At 35.9% G+C, this 25692-nt stretch carries 18 protein-coding genes and 2 pseudogenes; 8 read left to right on the forward strand and 12 right to left on the reverse strand.

The window, feature by feature from the left end; genetic code table 11:
* The first annotated feature begins 69 nt into the window (after nt 1-69).
* Nucleotides 70-3219 carry a M4 family metallopeptidase gene (locus tag IPJ83_02515; protein MBK7879422.1) on the forward strand — a complete coding sequence of 1050 codons (3150 nt, stop codon included), beginning with the start codon at nt 70-72 and terminating at the stop codon, nt 3217-3219.
* Between the two features lie 172 nt (nt 3220-3391).
* Entirely contained in the window at nt 3392-4066 is a 675-nt protein-coding gene (locus IPJ83_02520) for a glucosaminidase domain-containing protein (GenBank protein MBK7879423.1), read from the forward strand.
* A 105-nt stretch (nt 4067-4171) separates the two neighbouring features.
* Here IPJ83_02520 and pdxA read toward each other — a convergent pair whose 3' ends face one another.
* The 6 genes and pseudogenes from pdxA to IPJ83_02550 all read right to left on the reverse strand — a co-directional run bounded on the left by pdxA (nt 4172) and on the right by IPJ83_02550 (nt 10014).
* A complete protein-coding gene (pdxA, locus tag IPJ83_02525) occupies nt 4172-5230 on the reverse strand; it encodes a 4-hydroxythreonine-4-phosphate dehydrogenase PdxA (protein MBK7879424.1) in 1059 nt (352 codons plus the stop codon).
* A gap of 398 nt (nt 5231-5628) precedes the next feature.
* On the reverse strand, nt 5629-5949 hold the full coding sequence (locus IPJ83_02530) for a hypothetical protein (protein MBK7879425.1): 321 nt from the start codon (nt 5947-5949) through the stop codon (nt 5629-5631).
* Nucleotides 5946-6185: a hypothetical protein gene (locus IPJ83_02535; GenBank protein MBK7879426.1), complete on the reverse strand. Its 240-nt coding sequence runs from the start codon at nt 6183-6185 to the stop codon at nt 5946-5948. The genes IPJ83_02530 and IPJ83_02535 overlap by 4 nt, the downstream gene beginning before the upstream one ends.
* Nucleotides 6172-6920: pseudogene (gene lptB, locus IPJ83_02540) on the reverse strand (LPS export ABC transporter ATP-binding protein). Before lptB ends, IPJ83_02535 begins: the two are co-directional and overlap by 14 nt.
* Nucleotides 6917-8497, reverse strand: coding sequence for an Ig-like domain-containing protein (locus tag IPJ83_02545; GenBank protein MBK7879427.1), 1581 nt, complete (start codon nt 8495-8497; stop codon nt 6917-6919). Before IPJ83_02545 ends, lptB begins: the two are co-directional and overlap by 4 nt.
* Before the next feature lie 14 nt (nt 8498-8511).
* On the reverse strand, nt 8512-10014 hold the full coding sequence (locus IPJ83_02550) for a 2,3-bisphosphoglycerate-independent phosphoglycerate mutase (protein MBK7879428.1): 1503 nt from the start codon (nt 10012-10014) through the stop codon (nt 8512-8514).
* Nucleotides 10015-10135: 121 nt separating this feature from the next.
* Here IPJ83_02550 and IPJ83_02555 point away from each other — a divergent pair, with 121 nt between their 5' ends.
* Nucleotides 10136-10519, forward strand: a complete 384-nt coding sequence (locus IPJ83_02555; GenBank protein ID MBK7879429.1) for a DUF4783 domain-containing protein — start codon at nt 10136-10138, stop codon at nt 10517-10519.
* Here the strand turns inward: IPJ83_02555 and IPJ83_02560 are convergent, their stop codons facing one another.
* Nucleotides 10520-11410, reverse strand: coding sequence for a cyanophycinase (locus IPJ83_02560; protein MBK7879430.1), 891 nt, complete (start codon nt 11408-11410; stop codon nt 10520-10522).
* Nucleotides 11411-11493: 83 nt separating this feature from the next.
* Between IPJ83_02560 and cphA the strand changes: the two genes are divergently transcribed.
* From cphA to IPJ83_02575, 3 genes are all read left to right on the forward strand, one after another.
* Entirely contained in the window at nt 11494-14148 is a 2655-nt protein-coding gene (gene cphA, locus IPJ83_02565; GenBank protein ID MBK7879431.1) for a cyanophycin synthetase, read from the forward strand.
* A gap of 230 nt (nt 14149-14378) precedes the next feature.
* On the forward strand, nt 14379-15839 hold the full coding sequence (locus IPJ83_02570) for a vanadium-dependent haloperoxidase (GenBank protein ID MBK7879432.1): 1461 nt from the start codon (nt 14379-14381) through the stop codon (nt 15837-15839).
* 72 nt (nt 15840-15911) lie between these two features.
* Nucleotides 15912-16367, forward strand: coding sequence for a hypothetical protein (locus tag IPJ83_02575; GenBank protein MBK7879433.1), 456 nt, complete (start codon nt 15912-15914; stop codon nt 16365-16367).
* Between the two features lie 109 nt (nt 16368-16476).
* Here IPJ83_02575 and infB read toward each other — a convergent pair.
* The 3 genes and pseudogenes from infB to IPJ83_02590 form a co-directional block, all read right to left on the reverse strand.
* Nucleotides 16477-19154 (reverse strand): annotated as a pseudogene (infB, locus tag IPJ83_02580) (translation initiation factor IF-2).
* A 51-nt stretch (nt 19155-19205) separates the two neighbouring features.
* Nucleotides 19206-20441, reverse strand: a complete 1236-nt coding sequence (gene nusA, locus IPJ83_02585) for a transcription termination/antitermination protein NusA (protein MBK7879434.1) — start codon at nt 20439-20441, stop codon at nt 19206-19208.
* Complete coding sequence (locus IPJ83_02590) at nt 20438-20977, reverse strand: ribosome maturation factor (GenBank protein MBK7879435.1); 540 nt, start codon at nt 20975-20977, stop codon at nt 20438-20440. Before IPJ83_02590 ends, nusA begins: the two co-directional genes overlap by 4 nt.
* Nucleotides 20978-20995: 18 nt before the next feature.
* Here IPJ83_02590 and mqnC point away from each other — a divergent pair, with 18 nt between their 5' ends.
* Together mqnC and IPJ83_02600 are read left to right on the forward strand one after the other, a co-directional pair.
* Nucleotides 20996-22138, forward strand: a complete 1143-nt coding sequence (gene mqnC, locus IPJ83_02595; GenBank protein ID MBK7879436.1) for a dehypoxanthine futalosine cyclase — start codon at nt 20996-20998, stop codon at nt 22136-22138.
* A 2-nt stretch (nt 22139-22140) separates the two neighbouring features.
* Nucleotides 22141-22971, forward strand: a complete 831-nt coding sequence (locus tag IPJ83_02600) for a purine-nucleoside phosphorylase (protein MBK7879437.1) — start codon at nt 22141-22143, stop codon at nt 22969-22971.
* A gap of 38 nt (nt 22972-23009) precedes the next feature.
* On the opposite strand, the gene IPJ83_02605 is transcribed toward IPJ83_02600, so the two are convergent.
* Both IPJ83_02605 and IPJ83_02610 read right to left on the reverse strand, forming a co-directional pair.
* Nucleotides 23010-24647 (reverse strand): tetratricopeptide repeat protein, encoded by a 1638-nt coding sequence (locus tag IPJ83_02605; protein MBK7879438.1) that lies wholly within the window; start codon nt 24645-24647, stop codon nt 23010-23012.
* Nucleotides 24648-24743: 96 nt separating this feature from the next.
* Nucleotides 24744-25688, reverse strand: a complete 945-nt coding sequence (locus tag IPJ83_02610; protein ID MBK7879439.1) for a substrate-binding domain-containing protein — start codon at nt 25686-25688, stop codon at nt 24744-24746.
* Nucleotides 25689-25692: the final 4 nt, after the last annotated feature.

Here is a 25692-nt window from a genome sequence, read left to right on the forward strand (position 1 = left end):
GTAAAAAGCAGGAATTAATATTAAATCAATTAGCCCAATAAAAGTTATATTTTTGTAAAAATTTCTAAAATGGCAAATAAATTATTTTTTACCTGTATTTTACTGTTTAGCTTATTTGGGTTAAAAGGACAGCCCTCCAACACAATTATATCCAGAAATAAGGCAAACAGTTATCTGTCTTCCATAAAAGTGCCACAAGGAGTAAGTGTTGACCAAAAGAATTTTTTTGAAGTTTTTGAAGAAATTTTGGGATTAAATCAGGAGTCCACCATGAAATTGAGTGCTCAAACCACAGATCAATATGGGATTAGCCACTTTAGATTTAAGCAGTTTTATAAGGGTATTCCAGTTTACGGAGCGGATTATATTTTACATGGGACTAAAAATAGAATTGACCATGCCCAGGGCTTAATTATACCTGAAATAAATTTCAACCCTGCACCTTCAATTTCAAGCACAGAGGCTACAAAAGTAGCTTATGGCAGAATGTCTAAAGGTTCTTTAAGTGGTTTAATCGAAAAGGAACATCCATCCACAAATTCGATTAATCAACTTGTTTTAATTAATTCACTTTTCCCACTTGAGGGCGGGGAAATCAGACTAGCATATGTTGTCGAACTACATTCTTATGAACCCTTAGAATTCAAAAAGTTTTTTATAGATGCCAATACGGGTGATGTAATTCAAGAGTACAATACACTAATGACTTGTTTTGGAGAGAAGGGCACCATGGAAACATTGTATCATGGTGTAAGGGAAGTGTCTACTGAAAAAGAAAGAGATAGCTTTGTTACGAAGGATCTGTCACGGGGAAATGGAATTGTAGTTAAGAGTGTAAAGGGTAATGTCTATAGAGATATGGATAATGTTTGGGAAGCCGGTTCGGTGGACCAAAAAAATGGAGCATTTGATTTGTTTTGGGGAGCCCAGGCAACATATGACTTTTATAAAAGTAAATTAGCCAGAGCTAGTGTAGATGGGAAGGATCAACAGATCAATGCGATATTGTTGGATACCGGTGCATATAATAATGCATTTTGGGACGGTACGCTTAGAACAATAAATTTTGGTCTTGGTGACAATAAAACATATAAAACTTTTGCAGCACTTGATGTTGTTGGGCATGAGTTAACACATGGTGTTACTCAGTTTAGCGCTGGCTTAGAATACCTCTATGAGTCAGGCGCAATGAATGAAGCATTTAGTGATATTTTTGGTAAATCAGTTGAGTATTATTATGATCCACAAGGTTTTGATTGGCTCATTGGAGGTAAAGTAACGGTTAATCCTAACTCGGCTTTAAGAAGTATGGAAGACCCGAATCGTTTCAGCAATCCTAAATTCTATAAAGGACGATTTTGGGTAACAGGGTCCTCAGATAATGGTGGAGTGCATTCAAACAGTGGAGTCTTGAATTATTGGTTTTACTTATTGTGCAACGGAGGAACAGGAAAGAATGAATTGAATAAGGATTTTGCAGTTGAAAAAATGGGTTTTGATACTGCAATTGTTGTGGCCTATAACCTCTTGGCAAATTATCTAACACCCACTTCCAGTTATCTTGAAGCAAAGGAAGCATGTATGAAAATGGTAGAAGCTTGGTGGGGCATCTGTTCGCCTGCATATTTGAATGTTGCTGAAGCTTGGAAAGCAGTAGGATTGGGAAGCAGTCCTTTGGAAAACGATCTTCAAATTTTTAATGACCGTGTTGGATTGCAGGCATGTAAGGATGGACTTTTTACCCTGGAGTCCAGAATTGTCAACAACAGTTGTACTCAAAGATTGCCTGCAGGAGATGAAATTGAACTGATTTATAAATTAGAAAATTTACCAGAGGTCAAAGAAATCTTAAAGCTAAACCAAGATTTTAATCCGGGAGACCATATTTTTTATACCTTTTCACAAAATCCGGTAATCACAAAGCCGGGAAACTCAAGAATTGCAGTAACAATTAATTTCCCTAACGATAGCGATACCAGCAACAACAAATACAATATACTCGTTTCAAGAAGTCCTAATAATTCAGATCACGATTTTTCAATTAACCGGCTTAGCCTATCAGGTTCTGCCTGTCCAACTGGTGATTCTAGATATACGGCAACTTTAATTGCAAATTATACGGGTTGTACAGTTGTTCCAGCTTTTAGTGACTTTGCACTTGAATTGAAATTTGGGGATAGCTTAGTCACTTATAATTTTAAAAACCGAACTTCGGTTTATCCTAATGCCAATCTCAGAGATCAGGGATTGATTATTCCTAGAAATTTTCTAGGGGTAAAAAAAGTCGAGGCGAGATTGATTTGGCAAAAGGATACTGTATTGACCAATAATAAAGCAAACTTTCAGGTAGTATTTATTGATAATACAAGTAAAGGAGAAATTGAAAGTTTTTCCAATGGTGGATTCGATTCTAGCAGAGTTCAGGTTTTCGTTGATTCTTTTGCAAGAGTAGGGTTGAGCACACAATCTGTTTTAAATTCATCCGCTTTGATTACTACTGGTTCAAAAGTTTTCAATGAACAAGGAAATTTGATTCCAGTTATTGCATCGGATGCCAATACTTTTATTAGACTGAATCCAAAGTTTTCATCCACTGTTTATTTGTGTGCAGACATTGTAACACTAATTAAACCAATTCTCAAATTTAAATTGATTCAAAAATTAGGTTCAGTTAATTATGATTCTTTAGGTCTAAATTCAAAATTCGCTGCACTTACCAGGGTTAGCTTTAAGGACAGAACTGGTGGTACATTATCCATAGTCTACTATCAACTTGCTGAAAAAATTCAAAATGTACATCAAATTCAAGAGGAAATTCCAAATGGAACACATCAAATAGAAATAACCAATATTTGTTTAGATGGCGTTGTAGATTCATTAAGCGGGGAAATTTCGATAGCTAATGATATGGTTGTCCTGGACGATATCGTGATTGATGATTTAGTCACAGCTGTGGATAACCCAATAGAGTCAATGATTTTCTTAACCCCAAATCCGACTGCGGGAGATCTCATGTTGGTCAACCAATCCCTAGACCACTCAGAAATTGTAAAATATCAGGTTCTGGATGTCTTGGGTCAAGTAATTTTGAATACAACCATTAAGGGCAATCGAAAAGAAGAAATTTATCTGCCACCAGGTTTAGCTCCGGGTCAGTATTTATTAAAATATTTCCTCAGTAATGGTGAACAAGGATTCAAGAAATTTTCAAAAATATAAAAGAAACAACTTTACTAAACGACTGTTATGTAATTTAATATACATTAAATATTTATTTTACATATAAGTAATTGATAAATAAGGTATATATATATTAAAAACCCCTTCTGATTTGTAAAATTGGTATTATTTTTGTGTTACCAGAACCGATACCATTTGATAAAATCAGATTATGAATCGTGTTGGCCTCTTATTAATTGTTCTGGTACAGTCACTCTTATTTATGAACACACGTCCAATTAGCGTGCAAGAACGCTATATGGATCAATACAAGGACATGGCTATGAGTGAGATGAAGCGAAGTGGGATACCTGCATCTATAAAAATGGCTCAAGGTATTATGGAATCTCAGGCAGGCAGGAGTGAATTGGCAAAAAATGCTAATAACCACTTTGGAATAAAATGTAAAGCAAATTGGGATGGGGATACTTACTTATATGTCGATGACGATCGTGATTCCCTTGGAAATTTGACTCATTCATGTTTTAGAATGTACCCATCTCCTGAAGATTCTTACAAAGACCACACAGAATTTCTAACAAAAAGATCAAGATATAAAAGTCTTTTTAATCTTTCAAAAAGTGATTATTATTCCTGGGCCTATGGTTTGAAAAAATGTGGATATGCAACCGATCCATCCTATCCAATTAAACTAATCCAAACCATTGAAAAATATGATTTATACATGTTGGACAAGGAAGTTATCCTTGCCGAGGGTCTTGAATATATACCAGTAACAGAAAAGTTGACTGTTATAGAACCAGTTAAGCCAATTATGCGAGAGGTCCAAACAAAGAAGACCGTTAATAAAAATGGTAAATTGAAAAGAAAAAAGATATATAGGTAAAAACTAAATATGAGAAATATGTGTTTATCTTTGCGAAGCCAAGGTTGTCGGGGTCGAAGTAAACCAATCTCAAACCTAGACGAATGTTAATAGAGTGAAACTAACCTACTCGCTCATTTCTTCTGACAGCTTTGGCCTTTTTCTTAATACATTCTGTCTCATCTCCACATAACCTTTTCTTAAAGCAACTATATCCTTTGCTTTTACTATAGCATGAAACATTGACTTAAAGTCCGCTTCATTTCTACCGGCTATGTCAAAAGCTGTCCCATGGTCAGGAGAAGTTCTTACGAAAGGTAATCCCGCTGTAAAATTAACCCCTTCATGGAAAGATAGAGTTTTAAAGGGAATCAAACCCTGGTCATGATACATTGCCAGGATTCCGTCAAATTTTGCGAAATGACCAGATCCAAAAAAACCATCTGCAGAGTAAGGACCAGCCACAAAGACTCCACTTTTCTTGGCCTCAATAATTGCAGGTCTTATTAATTCCTCCTCTTCAGTTCCTAGCATTCCCTCTTCCCCAGCATGAGGATTAAGTCCTAAAACGGCTATATGTGGCTTTTCAATGCCAAAATCCTTAATAAGAGATTGCTCCATAATTTGAATTTTCCTGCTAATTAATTCCTTGTTAATTTGAGCAGAAACCTGATTAAGGGGCAGGTGATCAGTAACCAGTCCAATTTTGAGTTTATCACTGACCATCATCATTAAAATTTCTTTGGAATTAGTCTTTTCTTTTAAATAATCGGTATGTCCGATATTTGGAAATCCAGCTAATTTCATCGAATACTTATGGATGGGTCCTGTTACCAAAGCATCAATGACTCCATTTTTCAGATCTTCCAATGCATTATCCAAAGCAAGTAACGCAAATTTACCACCTTCAAGTGATGGTTTTCCAAGGTTAATGGTGACATTGTCATTCCAGCTATTTACTATATTTATTCGTCCTGTTTTAGGCTTTTCTCCCGGATTAAGCACATTTAGAGAAAGATTCTCCAGATTAACAATGTTTTTATGGTATGAGGCTATTTTAATATTTCCATAAACTATTGGTATAATATATTGAAAAATACTTTCTTGCGAAAGAGATTTCAGAATAACTTCAAGACTTATACTATTAATATCTCCACTTGTAATACCAATTTTTATTTTTTCCATTGGACAATAATTTTACTTTATTAAAGAAAGCAAATATACTCTCAATTTATTGAAAAGTTAGCATCGATCAAAAACCTTCAGGATTTCTAAAGTTTAAACGGTAAGCAAACAAAGGGAAAGTAAATATAAAAAGCATGTATAATGTTCTTATTTAAATCAGATGATCCAGATCAATTTATAAATGAAATACAGACATTTAGTTAACAGGTTTTGTAAATGATTACAGCTGATCAGGATTTGTGCTGACTTGATTCGGAAATATTTTATGGTAAGCTTTACTAAGTAATTGAATATATTAGTTTGATTGGATGGAAAAAATATATTAAAAATGATACTTTAAACAAGAAACTTCAAATAAACAAATAAGAACATTAACCTAGTCAAGAAATTATTGAGCATCAATTTGAATGAACGCTGTCTTCTATTGGCCGATTTGGTTTTATAAATTTTGGAAATGAAATTTCAGGTTTTAAAGGTCTAAGTGTATCATAGGGCACATGAATACTATCAAATTTAGATTTTTTTGATTCCATCTTTAAAATGGAATCAACTTTTGATTGACTAATACTCATTAAATTTCTCTTGCATACATCTAACCTTTCATTGATGTATTTTTCTTTTCTTTCATTTAATTTTGTACGGACCAAAGCATCAAGTTTATCAGAATCTACATTCTGACAAGAAAAAAATATCAAAACAACAGATACAAAATATCTCATAATTTCCTCAGCAATTTGATTTCCGCTCTTCTGACTTCAATAATACTATCTACCAAAAAAGACATTTTATCTTCTTCTAAAGCTTTGCATAAAGAATCCGCTTCATATTGGTAAGCAATATTATGAGCATTGAAAATACTGTCGGCCAAATGAAAAGAACGATTTTCTAATTCAGTGTTTACATCCGAACAAGCAAATATTAAGCAAAAGCAAATTAAAAAACTAAAAAATTTCACGTTCTGGTTTTCTTTTTTTTAATTCAAAATTTTGTCCCAAATAAACCCTCCTTACATTTTCATCGGCGGCTAATTCTTCTGCGGTACCACTTTTTAAAATTCTACCTTCAAAAATAAGATATGCTCTGTCGGTTATGGATAATGTTTCCTGGACATTATGATCTGTAATAAGGATTCCAATATTTTTACTTTTCAAAGTGGCGACAATGCTTTGAATATCTTCTACGGCAATCGGATCAATCCCTGCAAAAGGTTCGTCAAGGAGTATAAAGCTAGGATTTGAAGCGAGGGCTCTGGCAATTTCAGTTCTACGCCGTTCACCACCTGAAAGTGAGTCCCCGGATTTTTTCTTACCTTGGATAATTGAAATTCGTCTATAAGGCTTTCTAATTTTGATTTTTGTTCTTCTTTAGAAAGACTTCCCATCTCAAGTATTGCTTTAATATTGTTTTCAACACTCAGTTTTCTAAATACAGATGGTTCCTGAGGTAGATATCCCAAACCTTTTCTGGCTCTGATATACATAGCTTCCTTAGTGACATCCATTTCATCCAAATAAACTTTCCCTTCATCAGGTGTAATAAATCCAACAATCATGTAAAAAGTAGTTGTTTTACCGGCTCCATTTGGACCTAATAAACCAACAATTTCTCCCTGTTGTACATTAATATTTACCCCATTGACTACAGTTCTGTTGCCATATTTTTTAATTAAATTTTCTGTGCGTAAAATCATTTATTTAAATTAAGCGTAACTTCTATTTCCCAATCAGGTCTTAACTCTTCCAATGGCCAAACCCAAATTTTTTCCGGTTGATTTTTTTTTATAAAATTTACAGGGTCCCATTCCTTGTTGTTGTTTTGATCTAAAATCAACCTTGCCGTATACTTGCCTGGGTCAATGGATGTTAAATTAGTAATTTGTTTTTCGGAATTTGCTAAAAAAATATTTTCTGTAATTACTTTATCTTTATCTAAAACTTGAAATATATATTGGAAACCGGGAGTTAAACCCTCGATGGTCACTTTAAGTTTGGATAAAGATTTTTCATTTATTATATTTAATCTAATTGAATCATGTGAATTATACAATCCATTTATGCTCTTTGAGAAAAATGAGTCAAGTACAACTATATCTTCCGCCAAATCATAAAAATTGGAATATAGTTCAATTATTCTTGGATCATCTTGGTTTAAAACCATCTTTAAAAAGGTACTATTAAGGATTTTTACTTTTGTGGAGTCAACAGAATTAATGGCATCTGTACTTGATATTTTCAATGGTTGGCCAGGTTTTATAAATCGGGAAATAGCAGTTAATGTTTCTTTTTTTGATTTTATCTGATTTTTATTGAATGGAGGAAGATTTACTGTGTCCGTTTTGTTCTCATATTGGAGGATGCCTAAAGAAGAGGTATCGGATTCATACCAGAATACCAAGCTATCTTTGGCATTCCATATGAATTTGTTGATTGCTTTGGTTAAATTGATTTTTAAATCACTGGATGCTCTATTAAAAACAAACGTACCTTTCCCAGGTACAATTTTAAAATCTTTAATTGTAAGCGGTAATTTTTCTTGAGAGATCCACAATAAAAAATCTTGATTTAAAGTATCACTAAGTTGAATATACTCATTTAGAAAACCTATGGATTCTGAAGGTTGGTCATAAATATAATTTTGATTTTTATCCAAAATTGTAAAAATTCTATACGTTCCTTGACGAAGATTATCTACTTCAAAATTGCCATCTTTATCAGTCCAACTGAAGTAATCTGGTTTGATTTTACTGATTACAGAATCATTAAGGTTGCTGTATAGTAGTACCAAGGCTTTTTCCTGTCCTTTTGAAGTTTTTGCATCACGGACGCTGCCTTTTATTTGAAGTGAATCAATTACGTCTCCTGTAGAAAAAATAAATTTAATATTGGATGCAGGGTTTTGAGCGGTAAGATCTTTAATAGATTCTCCAATATTGATAGTGTATGTAGTGGAGTCTTTAAGATTTTCTTTTTCATTGAATTCTATAACCAATGATTTTTTTTGTAGTTTGTATTTCAAAGGATATTCTGTGGGAGGAGATATGATAATGTTTTGGACGGGATTGTTCAGAGTTACCCATTCATTGAAAGTAAGTATTATTTTTCTACTATTAAAATTTTTACTAAAATTTTGTGTTGACCTTTCAGTTAAAATTTTTGGAGGAGTTTTATCATCAGGTCCACCAGAAATATTTTTAATATTAGCGCAAGACCCAAAAAAGAGTCCAATAAGGGACATGAGAGCTAACAATATTCTGGAATGATAAAACATCTAGACAAACATATTTAAATTAATGAATTTCCGGTCATCTTTTCAGGAACTGGAAGTTCCATTAAATTTAACAAAGTGGGTGCAATATCTGCTAATTTTCCATTCTTTACGGTTAGGGATTTATTTTTACTGATTAATATACAGGGGACAGGATTCATGGTATGTGCAGTGTTTGGACTACCATCGGCATTAATCATAAAATCTGCATTACCATGATCAGCCAGAATAATCATTTCATAGTTGTGTGATTGAGCAAAAGGTACAATTTTTTCAAGGCATTGGTCTACGGATTCTATTCCCTTTACGACTGCATTAAAATTTCCGGTATGTCCTACCATATCCGCATTTGCAAAATTTATACATACAAAATCAGGATGGTTTTTCTGAATATCCTCCAACAGGGAATTTGTGACGGCATTTGCCGACATTTCAGGTTGAAGATCATAAGTGGCAACTTTTGGAGAGGGTATAAGGATTCGTCTTTCTCCGACAAATGTGCTTTCTTTTCCACCATTGAAGAAGAAACTTACATGGGGATATTTTTCAGTTTCGGCAATCCTTAACTGAGTAAACCCATATCTTGAGAGCGTTTCACCCAATGTGTCTTCAATGTCTTCTTTGCCAAAAAGCACAGAAATATTTTTATATTCATCCTTATAATTTGTCATGGTTACATAATGTAAAGAATGCCGAGACATTCCAAATTCAGGAAAATCATTTTGGGTCAAAGCCTCAGTCAATTGTCTCAAACGATCCGTTCTGAAGTTAATACAAAGTACCGCATCTTTCTCCTTTATAGTCACTGGATTTTTTAATGAATGTGCATCTAAAAATTCATCCGTAATTCCAATTCTGTAACTATTATTAATCGCAGAATGGAAATCATTTGACTTTTGCCCAATTCCATGTATATAGAGATCATAAGCTTTTTTGGTTCTCTCCCATCGTTTGTCTCGGTCCATTGCATAATACCTTCCAATAGTACTGACAATCTTTGTCCTCTTTCCTTTTAGATAATTATTAATCTGGTCGATAAAGGAAATTCCGGAATGAGGATCGGTATCCCGACCATCAAGTATCGCATGGATTGAAATTTCCTTAATCTTTGTGCTCTCTAACAAATCAATTATACCAACCAAGTGGTTTATATGACTATGTACGCCTCCATCTGAGACCAACCCAATGATGTGAATGGGTTTGTTTTGATTTTCACAATAAGAAATTAATTCAATAAATTCTGAATTCTCTTTAAGAAGACCGGTTTTAATAGCCTGATCGATCAAGCCTAAATCCTGAAAAACGACCCTTCCCGCACCTAAATTTAAATGGCCTACCTCAGAATTGCCAAATTGTCCTTCCGGAAGACCAACTGCATTTCCGTAGGTAATCAGACTACTGTTTGGATATTGTCTAATTAGCGAATCATAGAAAGGGGTATTAGCTGCTTTAATGGCATCGGCTTTTTCAATTTGGCCAATTCCCCAGCCATCTAAAATCAATAGCATTGCTTTTTTCATATTTTTCAAAACAGCATTTTAAAAGTTAAAGTTGCAGGTAATTTCTGGAAATAGCTATAATTTTATCCAAGAAGTGGAACGATCAGTTATTAAGGTATGTTCTCAATTTAAATCGGTTATTATGAAATATTTTCTTTCCATTATTTTATTGTTTTGTATGCTTATTACTTATGGTCAGACAAAACATCCTGCATTTGATGCTTTAGGGCGGGGAGATTTGAATGCTTTGGGATTACAATTAGATGAAAGAGTTGAATTTTGTATGAATGGAAAGATCTCTTATCTTGACAAAGCAGATGTCGTAAAAGCCCTTAAGTCCTTTTTAGAAGCCAATCCTCCAAAATCTTGTACTCCATTGCATAAAGGAGCCTCGAAAGGAAATGAGTCCAACTACCTGATTGCACAGTTTTCAAGTACCAACGGCCGAAATTTTAGGGTCTTTTTGTACGCTGAAGAAAACTCAAACGGAAGACAAATACAAGAATTAAAAATTGATTCCCAATAACTAAGTAAGGTTACCTTTCGATTCCATTAATAAAGCTTCTTCTTGGGTCAGAATTTGAATGGACCCATCATCCAGGTTGAAGCGATCTCCTGTGGCCAAAATATGAGTAGTTAAATTGGCAATGGATAGTGGGGTGTCGTTTTTAAGGATGTCGAATTTATTGTGCGTTAGCCTTTTAGCATCAAACAGAATAACCATTCCGGACCCAATTACTCTACATTCAGTAGATTTTTTTATGATGATAGCAGTATCTTCTGCTAATCCAATACCCAGTAAGTTTGGGAATTGAGCCATTGCTTCTGCCAAACGCCCAAATCGACCGCGCTGAATAAAATGAGAATCAATAACTGCCTGAGTTACGAAGCCCATTCCAATTTTCATTTTCAAGTTACCCTTTCTCAAAGCATCTGGACTTGAGCCTCCAGAAATCATTTCATGACTCATACACATGGCACCCGCACTGGTCCCTGCAAGGACAAAATCACTTTCATATAATTTTCTAAAAAGTAGTTCATGCATTTTTGTTTGTCCAATTTGTTTAACAATCTCACTTTGGTCACCTCCTGAGAACATCAGACAATCTGCATTTTCAATCAATTTGAGATTATTATTGGCTTGGGCCTCATCCCTTGATCTAATATCCATAATATGTATCGATTCACAACCAAGGGTTCCAAAAGCCTGTAGGTAATTATCCCCTACCTCAATTGGAATTCTTGAAGCTGTCGTAATGACCACAATCTGAGCTTTATTTCCGCCGCTTTCCTTCACCACATTAGCTAAGATTCCTTGTTGGATAAAGTCATGGGTATACATTTCGTTAGGTCCACTTCCCTTATCTTCATTTCCTCCGATTGGGATTATTGTGCCTTTAAATTCTATTTTCTCCATATTAAGCGATGCAAAACTAAATATACTCTATTGAATACAAACTAATTTCTTAATATTGGCCAACATAATAATAGATAGAAAATATGCGAATTAGGGAAATTAACGTCATGAAAGGACCAAATTACTGGTCCATAAGGAGACATAAACTGATTGTAATGGTTTTGGATTTGGAGGATTTGGAACAAAAACCAACAAATCATATTCCTGGTTTTCTTGAGCGTATGAAAGATTTATTGCCTGGCCTTTACAGCCATCGATGTTCCGTGGGGAACGAAGGCGGGTTCTATCAACGCATAGAAGAAGGGACCTGGATGGGTCATGTGGTAGAGCATATTGCCCTGGAAATTCAAACCATGGCCGGAATGGATGTTGGATTTGGACGAACCAGAACCTATGGTGAAGAGGGGGTCTATCATGTTGTTTTTGATTATCTGGAAGAAAAAGTAGGCGTCTATGCTGCCAAAGCTTCAGTTAGAATCGCTGAGGCTCTGGTTGAAGGTTATTCATATGATCTATCTATCGATCTTCAGGAAATGAGGGAGCTTCGCGAAAGCAACCGTCTAGGACCAAGTACTGGATCTATTATTGAGGAAGCCCAGGCCAGAGGAATACCGTGGATCAGATTGAATAAATATAGTTTATGTCAGCTTGGTTATGGGAGGAATCAAAGAAGAATTCAAGCTACGGTCACCAATAATACCTCCAATATAGGTGTTGAAATTGCTAAGGATAAAGAGGAAACCAAGTATTTGCTTAATCAAGCAGAAATTCCAGTTCCAAAAGGTGAAATCGTGCGTACAGAAGCCGGTCTTAAAGATGCCGTAAATTATTTAAAGTACCCTTTAGTGATAAAACCAATTAATGGAAATCATGGTAGGGGAATTACCACCAATATCCAGAATTGGGAGCAGGCGGTGAATGCTTTGCAAATTGCGAAACGTGTCTCTTCCTCTGTGATTGTCGAACAGTTCATTACCGGAGAAGATTATCGAATTCTGGTTATTAATCACAAAATGGTAGCTGCTGCAAAACGATTGCCTGCCAGGATTATAGGGGATGGAAAGCATACTGTTCAAGAGCTGATTGACCATGTAAATGCGGATCCAAGAAGAGGATATGGACATGAAAAAGTGTTGACCAGTATCACGATTGACGACATTACCATGAAGTTATTGGAGTTAAAGGGATATACTCTTAATTCTGTAATTTCGAAAGGAGAAATATTGGTAGTAAAGGATACGGCAAATCTATCCACTGGAGGGACCTCTGTCGACGTGACAGATATAGTTCATCCCTCCATTGTATTTATGGCAGAAAGAATTTCGAGGGTGGTGGATCTGGATATTTGTGGGATTGATTTTATGACAAATGACATTAGTTCCCCGGTTTATGAAACTCGGGGGGCAGTGCTTGAAGTAAATGCAGGACCGGGATTCCGAATGCATTTGGCCCCTGCTGAAGGTTTGCCAAGAAATGTAGCAGCGCCTGTAATTGATATGCTATATCCGCCGGGTTCAGCTTCAAGAATTCCAATTGTTGCAGTTACCGGGACAAATGGAAAGACTACAACCACCAGGCTAATGGCTCATATGGTTAAAATGAAAGGTTTTACAGTGGGCTATACCACCACAGATGGCATTTATGTACAAAACCATTTGATGATGAGTGGGGATTGCTCCGGACCCGGAAGTGCGGAATTTGTTCTTAGGGATCCTACCGTGAATTTTGCAGTTTTTGAAACTGCGAGGGGAGGCATTCTCAGGGCAGGATTGGGCTTTAAAAATTGTGATACATGCATAGTCACAAACATTGCACCGGACCACCTTGGACTAAAGGGAATACATACTCTTGAACAACTCGCCAAGGTAAAAGCTGTAGTTGTTGAATCTGTTAAACCAGATGGTTATGCCATTCTCAATGCAGATGATGACCTTGTTTATGCAATGAGAGAAAAAGCAAATTGCAAAATAGCTTTATTTTCCATGGATGAGAATAACAGGAAGATAAAGAAACATATGCGGGAAGGTGGATTATGTGCTATTTATGAAAATGGATACATTACTATCTGTAAGGGAGAATGGAAGTTGAGGGTAACAAAGGCGGTAAACGTTCCATTGACATTTGGAGGAAAAGCAAGTTTTATGATTCAGAATGTTCTCCCAGCTACTTTAGCGGGTTATATTCATGGATTCGAACTTGGGGATCTCAGTTCAAGTTTGGAGAGCTTTATACCTTCTCCAGCCCAAACTCCTGGCAGACTCAATTTATTTAACTTCAAAAATTTTGATGTCATCCTTGATTATGCCCATAATGCAGCAGGATTAAATGCACTTAAGAAGCTTGTTGAGAAGATGGATGGAAGTCCAAAGGTTGGTATCATTGCTGGAATAGGTGATCGCCGTAAAGAAGATAATGAAGCTATAGGATCAGTCTCGGCTTCCATTTTTGATGAGTTGATCATAAGACAAGACAAACACCTAAGGGGAAAATCAGAGGAGGAAATTGTAGAAATGATGGAAAGAGGGATTAAAGAACACGATCCCGAGAAAAAAATAACGATAATCCCAAGTGAAAGGGAAGCAATTTCATACGCCATTGAAAATGCAAAGCCCGGGTCACTGATTGTAATTTGTAGTGATTCTGTGACAGAATCCCTTTTGCAGGTCCAAAAATACAAAGAAGAAGAAGCCAGTAAATATTATGAATTCAATAAAAATGATATTCCAAACAGAAGTTAAAGAATTACAATATAAATATTTACATATAACAAATATATATAATGTAATTTATGATATCTTACTTTGATGGAAAACAACCACTTAAACCTATAAAAAAAACTTATATATATAAAAATTTTTTTTAAGGAAAATCAAATTTGGTTAACAAAATCACGCTGAAATCTATAATTTTGCACACGTTAAACTGAACTGACCAAGCAATTCTGAATTATCAACCTATTTTCAAGTTTATGAAATCAAATTTTATAAAATTAGGGACACTATTACTTACTGTTGTTCTTATGATGCCTGCCTGTCGTAAAAGCGATCCACAGACAGAGTTTAATACAGCAGCAAGTTTTGACTACAAAGTGGTTCATTCCTGGAACGAATTATTTTTAAATATCGACAAAGACGCCTTAGGTTTCAGGCCTGGCCCTGGTCCAAGAGCTTTGGCATACATGTCTATCGCAGCTTATGAAGTTTGTGTACCTGGGATGCCTAAATACAATTCATTAAAAAATCTACCTAGCTTTCAGGGGTCCAACATACCTGAACTTACAGGATCAAGGGATATACACTATCCTACCGCTGTAAATGCAGCTTATGCTTTTCTGATGAGTAAAATGTTTGAAAAGGTAAGTTTTTTCCAATCCGGCACCGGAAGCCATATTGCAAACAATGCTGAAGCTCAACAAATGATTGAAAATTTGCGATTGAGTCTGGAAAATGAGTACAAGACCCAAATAAATAATACTAAATACATAAATTCAAAAGCTTGGGGAGAGGATGTTGCCAGAGCAGTTTGGGAATGGTCTACAACAGATAAAATTGGTCACGAAGCATATCTTAATCCTCTAAACAACGATCCAACCAAGACTCCTTATCACAATTGGAGGGAAAAAAGCCTGGATGCATCCGGGAATAGAATTCCAGGTAAATGGGCGCCAACCAATGATAATCCTGATGGTGGAATGTTTCCATTCTGGGGTCAGGTTCGCACCTTTGCCACAAATAATTCTCAAAAAATTTCAAGGCCACCTTTACCTTATAGTGAAGCAAAAAGTTCTCAGTGGTATGCTAATAATCTTGAGGTTTATGCAGCAACTACACCCAAAGCTAGTTATGAGGATGAGTGGGTTGGTGAATTCTGGTCAGATGATCTTTTTGGTTTGACTTTTGCACCTCCTCCAAGATTGGTTGCCATTATGGACCAGGTTTTTGTAAAGCAAAATTCGACTTTGGAAGAGGCAGTTTATGCCAATGCTGTTATGGGTATTACTTTGAATGATTGTGCAGTAGTGTGCTGGAATTCAAAATGGTATTACAATACGGAAAGACCGGAACATTTTATAAAAGATCAAATTGATCCATCCTGGGAATCTCAACTGGATCATCCATATACTGGACAGAAAGGGGTTACACCAGCTTTTCCAGCTTATCCTTCCGGCCATTCGACTTTTGGTGGAGGAGGTGCATTTGCCTTGGCTGCAGTTTGGGGTGATCATTATACCTTGACTGACCGTTGCCATGAGAATCGTACTGAGTTCATTGGAACCCCAAGAACTTTCTATAACTTTAGTGACCTTGGTCTTGAAGATGCATTATCAAGAATCCCACTTGGTGTTCACATCAGAATTGATTGTGTGGAAGGCGTTAGACTGGGAAGAGAGGTAGGTGCCCGTGTTTCTGCACTTCCATGGAGAAAGTAATGAACAATTTATTCTAAACTTATACATTAAAAGACCAGCTATTTTAGCTGGTTTTTTTTTTAACCTTTGCCTATGAAACTGTATATATTTATTCTTTTTGCAGTATTTGTAATTGCTTGTACGGATAAAAACAAGCGGATTTTTCATGAAGAAAAATATGAGAATGGACAAATAAAAAGAACCTACTATAAAGTTAATGGGCTATTCCAGGATACAATGTTCGATTATTACAATACCGGAGAATTAAAAAAGATAAGACTATTTAAAGATGGGAAACAGCATGGAAGAGCTTTAAATTATTATAAAACGGGAGAGCTCGAAGAAGTCCAGTATTTTATAAATGGCTTACAGGAAGGAGGGGATACTTTGTATTATAAAAATGGCAATAGGAAATTCACCGCTCAATTCATAAATAATCTAAAGACAGGTCCATTTCAAAGATGGTCAGAAAATAAGGACAGTATAGAACTTGAAACGATGTTTAGAAATGATAGCTTACTGTTGTATAAAACAGCAACAGAAAAATGACTTACTAATTTACTGAAATGTAATTTAATCGGCCAGAAGATCTATTATAGTGTGGTGTGTGGTAATATTTGTAAAAGTACTTCTATAAAAAAAGACACAAGGCCATTTCTTATTTAAGTGTTTGTTTGACTTCAGTGATTTCATAAGCTTCAACAATGTCTCCAACTTTAATGTCATTGAAATTCTTAATGGCTAAACCACATTCCATATTTTCTTTTACCTCCTTAACGTCATCCTTAAAACGTTTGAGCGATTGCAATTCGGCCATACCGCCTTCCTTGTTAGGATAAATTACTATTCCATTTCTGATCACTCGGATTGGATTATTTCTAGATATTTTACCATCTATCACTATACCACCTGCAACGGTGCCCACCTTAGTAATTTTAAATACATCACGAACTTCCACCTGACCAACAATTTTTTCTTCTTTTGTAGGTTCAAGCATTCCCTCCATGGCTGCTTTAATTTCTTCTATAGCCTCGTAGATGATCGAATAGGTTTTTATTTCTACCCCTTCTTTTTCTGCTAATGTTCTTGCTGCCGGAGAAGGCCTTACCTGGAATCCAATAACTATTGCATCCGAAGCTGAAGCCAATAATATATCGGATTCAATAATTTGACCAACCGCTTTGTGAAGAACGGAGACTTTAATGCTTTCTACAGAAAGCTTGATTAAGCTATCTGAAAGGGCTTCCACAGATCCATCCACATCACCTTTTATAATTAAGCGCAACTCTTTAAAATTGCCCAGGGCGAGTCGTCTTCCGATTTCATCCAAAGAAATCCTTTTTGAGGCCCTATTGGCTTGCTCCCTACTGATTTGGGCTCTTTTTGTAGCAATAAGTCTGGCTTCAGACTCATCCTCCATCACTTTAAACTTTTCTCCTGCAGTTGGGGCTCCTGTAAGACCAAGGACCATAACAGGTGAGGATGGACCAGCGGATTTAAGCTTTTGTCCACGTTCGTTAAACATAGCCTTAATTTTTCCTGCATTTTCACCTGCAATAACCACATCACCTACTTCCAGTGTTCCATTTTGTACCAATAATTTAGCCACATAACCCCGACCTTTATCCAAAGATGCTTCTACTACTGTACCAGAAGCTAACCTGTCCGGATTTGCTTTTAAATCAAGAACCTCTGCTTCAAGAATTATTTTTTCCAATAAAGATTCAATTCCAAGACCAGTTTTCGCGGATATTTCTTGAGAAGAATACTTTCCTCCCCATGAATCAACAAGGAAATTCATCTGAGAAAGCTCATTTTTTATTCTTTCAGGATCGGCGCCAGATTTATCTATTTTGTTAATTGCGAATACAATAGGGACGTTAGCTGCCTGAGCGTGAGCAATTGCTTCTTTCGTCTGAGGCATAATTCGATCATCAGCTGCTACAATAATTACAGCGACGTCAGTGATTTTTGCTCCTCTAGCTCTCATGGCAGTAAAAGCCTCGTGACCAGGAGTATCCAGGAAAGTAATTTTTTTCTGGTCCGGACCAACCTTAACTTCATAGGCTCCAATATGCTGGGTGATTCCACCAGCTTCACCGGAAACTACATTCGTTTTTCTGATGTAATCCAGAAGAGAGGTCTTTCCATGGTCCACGTGACCCATCACTGTTACAATCGGAGCTCTAGGAATCAAATCTTCCGGAGCATCTTCATCATCAGACTCAATTTCTGTTGTTTCTTCTGCAGAAATAAACTCTATCTTTTTATCAAATTCCTCAGCAAGTATTTCTATAACCTCTGCATCTAATCGTTGATTGATGGACACAATTATACCCATATTCATACAGGTCATGATGACATCTGTGACGGGAATATCCATTAAACTGGCGATTTCGGATACAGTTACAAATTCTGTGAGATGAATTACATCAGTATGGGCGTTAGATTCAGCCAATTCTGCCTTCTCACGCATTTCATCCCTTTTGTCTCTTCGTATTTTCTGTCTTTTATTTTTTCCACTAAAATTAAGACGGGCCATGGTGGCCTTGATTTTATCCTCTACTTCTTTTTTAGAAACCTCCTTAACTTCAGGGGCATCCTGTGTAGTTCTTCCTCTGTTTGATTGGGGATTCCTATTGTCTGACCCAAAGTCATTAGGGCTGACTTTTTTACGTTTACGTTTTCGTTTTTTCGCATCTTCATCTGATTCTTTTTAGCAGATTCAGATGGTTTAACTGTGGTATCTGTTGTTTTCTTAGGTTCTTCCTTCTTTTTAGAAGGTTCTTTGAACTTATTGGTGTCAATTTTACCAAGAATTTTTAAGCCTTTTAAGGTTGGTGTTTCAACTCTGGTAATTTCATTTTCTCCTTCTACAGTTGCTATAGTTTCAGGTTCGGACGGAGGTGGTTCTACTTCTTTAACTTCTGGTTCCGGTTTTTCCAGTTCAATTTTTCCAACAACCTTTAATTTAGGCATATCCGCCTCATCCAATTTGGCCTTGAAAATTTCTTCTGTTTCTTTATCACTTTTTATTTTTGGAGCAGGAGGAGGGGATGGAGCAGGAGGAGTTGCCGGGGTGCCAAACAAATTTATTTCTGGTTTAGGGGATATTTTTTCCTTAACCGGAGGAACAACAATTTTTTGTAATTGTGCGGCTTGCTCTTTCTCAGTAATAGACCCCTGAAACTCCTTTAGGAGTTCATTATACATTTCATCTGTAACCTTTGCTGTAGGTTTGTTGTCTATGTCAAATCCTTTCAACTGAAGGTAATCGACTATAGTACTCAATCCTATGTTAAATTCAGTGGCTACTTTTATTAATATTTTGGTCATCCTTAATTTTTACCTTTATTCTACTTTAATCAGCTGTTTTTAGCATGAAAGTTAATCTTCAAATTCCTTTGCCAGAATATCCAGTACTTCTTTAACAGTTTCTTCTTCCAAATCTGTCCTTCTGATTAATTCTTCCGCACTTAAGTTGAGCACACTTCTGGCAGTATCGCAACCTATGTTTTTAAGCGCATCAATGATCCACTCTTCAATCTCATCTTTAAATTCGTCCAAATCCACATCATCTACTTCTCCTTCCACCTGGTCACGGTAAACATCAATTTCATAACCGGTTAGTTTGGATGCAAGTTTAATATTGGACCCGCCCCTTCCGATCGCCAGTGAAAGTTGATCAGCATTAAGATAGACACTGGCCTTTTTATTTTTCTCATCAATTTCAATACTGTTTACTTTTGCAGGAGTGAGAGATCTTTGAATATATAAATTGAGATTATTTGTAAAATTTACAATATCAATATTCTCATTTCTTAATTCTCTAACAATACCATGTATTCTGGACCCTTTCATCCCGACACATGCTCCCACCGGGTCAACTCTATCGTCAAAGGATTCTACCGCAACTTTTGCTCTTTCCCCCGGTATTCTTACAATTTTTCGAATAGCAATCAAACCATCTTCTATTTCAGGCACTTCCTGTTCCATTAGTCTTTGAAGGAATGTAGAGTCAGTTCTGCTAAGATGAATAACAGGAAGACTGTTTTTCATTTCGACTTTTTTAATAACAGCTCTTACAATATCACCTTTACGGAAATGGTCTCCTTTGATCATTTCAGTTCTGGGAAGAATCAATTCATTATTAGTCGCATCATCAATGATTAACAACTCTCTTTTAAGAACCTGATTTACTTCACCGATCACCAACTCGCCTTCCCTTTCGGAATATCTTTTGAAGACATCGTCTTTTTCAAGTTCCATGACTCTTGAAACTAAAGTTTGGCGAGCTGCCATAATAGCCCTTCTGCCAAAATCATCCAAATTGACTTGTTCGTAGCATTCTGCACCAACTTCATAATCTTCATCAATAACCAATGCTTCAGAAATTGCTATTTCTTTTAAATCGTCAGTTACCTCACCATCCGGAACAATAGACCTAATCCTCCAGATTTCCAAATCACCTTTTTGGGCGTTGACGATGACATTAAAATTATCATCAGATCCATATTTCTTTTTGATCAATGAACGGAAGACATCCTCAAGGACTCTCATCATTGTTGGACGGTCAATATTTTTACCCGCTTTGAATTCAGCAAAAGTTTCTACTAATTTCATATTTTGACAATAATTTTAGCTTCTTTAATTTGTGGATATGGTACCGATAATTGCTTTATTTCTTTAATTTTCTTTTTGTTCTCTTTCCTGATTTCTTCCCATTCAAGAGTAATTTTATCATTGTCTGCCTGTATTAGTTTTCCTTGATAAATGGATCCATCCATGTGGACCATTTTCAATTCGCGACCAATATTTTTATTGTATTGTCTTGGAAATTTTAATGGTCTGTCCAATCCTGCAGAAGAAACTTCCAACACGTAATCTTCCCCAAACCATTTGTTCTGATCGAAGTGTTCTTCCAGAAACCGACTAATTTGGCGACATGTTTCCAATTGTATTCCACTGTCGCTATCCAGGAAAACGCCCAGGTTTTTACCTTTTTGCTCAATAGCTACCAGGAAACAATCCTGAAAGTTTTCTTCTTTGAACTTTTCCAATAAAAGATTATGAACTTCTTCTGTATACATTTCTTGCTTACAGGCAACAAAAAAGGGAACTTTCTGTTCCCTTTCTGTAAAACCAGTGCAAATATACATATTTTTGGCCAATATTGTATGCAAAAAGAACAGCTTTTATATAGAGCCCTGAATAAAGAATTTCTCTCTGCAGCGGAGGGGTTGTTTCTTTTTGAAAATGCCGCCACCCCGGAACTTATGTGGGTTGGAAATCAGTTGAGACAAGAGCAAGTTCCAGGTAACAGAGTGACATGGATAATTGACCGAAATTCCAACACTACAAATGTTTGTGTTGCGAATTGCAAATTTTGCAATTTTTATCGTCCACCTGGTCATTCTGAATCCTATATAACCAGCATAGATGAATACAAGTACAAAATCGAGGAAATGTTTAAGCTTGGTGGAGAACAATTGCTTTTGCAAGGAGGCCATCATCCTGATTTGGGCTTAAAATATTACGTAGATTTATTCAAAGAACTAAAGTCATTATATCCAAATCTAAAGTTACACGCGTTGGGGCCTCCGGAAATCGCCCACATCACCAAATTGGAGAAAACAAATTATTCAGAAATTTTATCCGCTTTAAAGGACGCAGGTCTTGATTCTTTGCCTGGCGCGGGTGCTGAGATATTAAATGACAGGGTCAGGCGATTGGTTTCCAAGGGAAAATGTGGGGCAAAGGAGTGGCTTGATATTATGCGAGCAGCTCACCAATTAAGACTTACTACCTCTGCCACAATGATGTTTGGTCATGTTGAAACCAATCTTGAAAGAATGGAACATTTAGTTTCCTTGCGAGAAGTACAGAGCGAAAAACCTACTGACGCCAAGGGATTCTTAGCTTTTATACCCTGGCCTTTTCAGGATGAAGGAACCATGTTAAAGAAACTTAAAAGAGCCAGAAATGCATGTACCCAGGATGAATATATCAGGATGATTGCCATAAGCAGAATCATGCTTCCTAACATAATTCATATTCAAGCTTCCTGGCTAACTGTCGGAAAAACAACTGCTCAAATTTGTCTTCATTCAGGTGCTGATGATTTTGGCAGTATCATGATTGAAGAAAATGTGGTATCAGCCGCAGGAGCCCAGCAAAGATTCACTGCTAAGGGAATTCAGGATGCGATTGAAGAAGCTGGTTTTATTCCCCAATTAAGGAACCAGCAATATGATTATTTATCAATTCCAAAGATAATTGAACAACAGATCCTTGATCCCCAAACGATGATAATAAATTAAGAATGAGTAAAAGCCTTTTTGATGAAATTCAGCAAAGTGCTGTATTTATTAAAGATAGATTTACCACCATTCCCAAGCATGTTATTGTCTTAGGAACCGGGCTGGGTAATTTAGTCAATAGACTTCAGGTTGTTAAAGAGATCAGTTATAAAGTTATACCAAATTTTGTTCCAACCACTGTAGAGAGTCATTCCGGAAAATTAATACTCGCAAAATGGGGCGGCGTAGAATTACTTTTATTATCTGGAAGACTTCATTATTATGAAGGATATTCCATTCAGGAAGTTACTTATCCTATTCGTGTTTTGCATGAGCTTGGTGTAGACAAAATTTGGCTTACCAATGCGAGTGGGTCCGTTAATCCAGATTTAAATGCTGGGGAAATTGTTTTTATTGAGGACCATATCAATTTTCACCCTGAAAACCCGCTAAGAGGAGCATATGATCCTCGGTTGGGCGTACGATTTCCAGATATGTCTTCCACCTATGACAAAGGGGAGTTAACTATCGCTAAGAAAGCATGTACAAAGTTGAGAATAAATTTTAAGAAAGGAGTTTATTTTGGGTTACAGGGACCAAGTCTGGAGACTCCTGCTGAATATAGAATGATAAAACTACTTGGCGCAGATATAGTGGGGATGTCTACCGTGCCAGAAGTCATTGTTGCGCATCAATGTGGCATGAAAATATTAGCAGCATCCATAGTTTCTAATTCGTCTCCGGAGACAGGGGTTCATGAAGTCACTACTATAGAAAGCGTAATAGAAAACATCAGAAATTCCTCGGAAAAATTATTTGATGTATTCGAACAAATGTTAAATGAAAAAGCTTGACCGTGTTTTAACAGTCAAGCTTTTAATTTTTGATACAATTATTTTTTATTGAGAATTTTAAGAGCTTCTGTAGCTCTTTCATCTGCAGGGTCTAAAGCAGTAGTCAACTCAAAATACGTTTTAGCCATTGCATAATTTTCTTCACGTACCGAGCTATAACCTAAGTAATTATAAGCATTGATAAGATTCTTCTTAACACTTGCTTTTTCTTTGTCTACAACGGCAAATTCAATATACTTTTCATAAAAAGGTTTTGCAAGTGAATTTATTTGATTTGAATCTAATTCTATATTGCATTTTGCCCTCATCAACCAACCATTAGCATAATTTGGTGTAACGGTTAAAACCTTAGCAAAACTTGAATCCGCTTTACTGTAATACCCCTGATTAAATAGAGCTAAGCCTAAGTAGTATTGGTCTGTATTGTTGAGTGCCTGAATGCTTTCTTTTTTTGCATACCATTCGGCAGACTTGTCATACATTTTTTGGTCGTAATACGCTTTTGCTAAAAGTCCATATATTTCATTAGATCTTGATGAATCAAGTTCCAAAACTTTTAAATAATTTTTTTCGGCAATTTGCATTTTCTTCAGTTTAGCGGAAGCTTTGGCGAAATATTCATAATCAGAAGGAAAAGTTTTTCTTGATGTATCCTCCTCAACAGCGGCGAATAATTTTTCACTCGCTTTAAAAGATTCTTCTGCCTTATCTGTCTCACTATAGGACCACGCTAACCACCTGTAAACGGAATACTGTTCAGGATTGGTAGCAATTATTTTATTACCCTCTAAAATAGCTCTTTCATAGTCTTTTGCCTGAAAGCAAAGGAATTTTACAAGTCGTACTTTAGCTCCAACATCATCACCTGAAAGAGCAACATACTTCTCCAATATTGGAAGTACTTTGTTGTAGTTTTTATTTTTTATATACTGCTCATAAAGTTCCTTATATGCGATAGCGTATTCAGGGTTAAGGACAATGGCAGCTTCAAGTTTTTCAATGCCAAGATCATATTTTTTACTTGCGCTCCAAATCCTTGCCATTTTCACATAGGTTTCAGGATCACTTTTATCTTTTTCGACAGCAGTTTCATAGGAAGTCATTGCCGACCCTAAGTCTGATTTTGCAAGTTGCGCATCTCCTAAGTGAATCCAATATCTAGCCACTTTCGGATCAAGATCTCTTGCTCTGGTTAAATATTCAAGGGCCTCATCAGGCAAGGGTTTTTTATTGTAGAGATAGGCATCTCCAACGAGGGCTATGATTTGATGATTTTTGCTGTTTCCTTTCAGGGCACTTTCAAATAATTTTTTTGCTTCAGCAATTCTACCATTACTTAGTTCCAATTTGCCTAATCCAATGCGACATTCATCACATTTTGAGCTTGCATTTAACCCGATTTGGTATGCTGTTTTTGCAGCATCAAAATTTTCCAAAGCATAATGCACCTCTCCGATATAGTATGCAAAAATTGGATTTTTGGGATTTGAGACATTCAATTGTGTAAAAGTATTCAGTGCGGCAGAATAATTTTCGTTTTCCAATTGTTTAATTCCATCCTGTAAGGATTGGGAATTCATTATTAAAGCATTGAAAAACAGCAATATAGAAGAAATTAAAAATTTATTCTTATTCATTTGGTTAATTTTAAAGCTGGCAAAATTAATTGTTTTCATGGTAATTTAATTTAGAATTCAGGCAGACCGCCATTTATCCATTGGACACAAAAAAAGCATTAACCGTTCGGAATTCATTGTTAAATTTAGATTAAATCATTTAACAACCTTTGGATCCATGTTTATTAACTCGATCCATCGGTCAGATTGGTATTTGGGTAAAAGACCCGATTTGAGAACAATTTTCTGACCAATTTCTCCCGCAATAAAAGAGGCAAAACCTAAACCAAGATCTGACTTTCCAGATCTGCTGATCACATAAAGATCTCTTGTAAAAGGGTAATTCCCCTGACTTAGCAAATATTGGAATGGACTTAAGAATCCGTTTTGCACGGAATCCACAGGTCTGCTTACTTTTATGATTTTAAAGTTTTTTAGTTTGGCCTTTGCCACTGTATTATCGGAATCACTCCATTCGCTCCAATCCACCACACCAAGTGAATTTTCATGGGCTGAGATATAATTTAATATTTCTTCTTTAGATTTAAGAGCAAACATTTGGTTTGATGGTTCGGCTACATTGGCTCTATTCATCAGATCTTTAGCCAATCCGGATTGCTTATCTTCAATCACAAGGTTATCAAAATTGCTTTTATTTTTAATTCCTTTGACAATGTTTATAATTTCTTCATAAGTTATGGAACTATCCACATTGGAAGCTAATGAAATAAAAGCGAGAGCGCTGGTGGCAAATGGAAATTCTCGCGGATGAATGTTTTGTGTTTTGTGCAAAAATTCCTTTTCAGAATCTGTTAGATTTCTGCATGTAATAATAGTTTGAACAGAATCAGAAAAGAATTTATTGAACAAGTCCGTTTCATTTTGAAAACTCAATTCCACCTTTGCATATGGGTATTCTCTTTCAAATATATTCTCTTGTTGTAAGATAAGGTTTTGCAAACTTTTATCACAACCGATATTTACTTCTCCCAAAGTAGGAGAACTTTCTTTTTGTGTTTCATTTTTACATGAACTTAGCATGATGATAATTGTAAAAATTAAAAAAACATCTAATCTTAATTTATAAATCATTGGCTTCAAAAAT

This window comes from Candidatus Vicinibacter proximus, from assembly GCA_016713905.1.
Classification (GTDB): Bacteria; Bacteroidota; Bacteroidia; order Chitinophagales; family Saprospiraceae; genus Vicinibacter; species Vicinibacter proximus.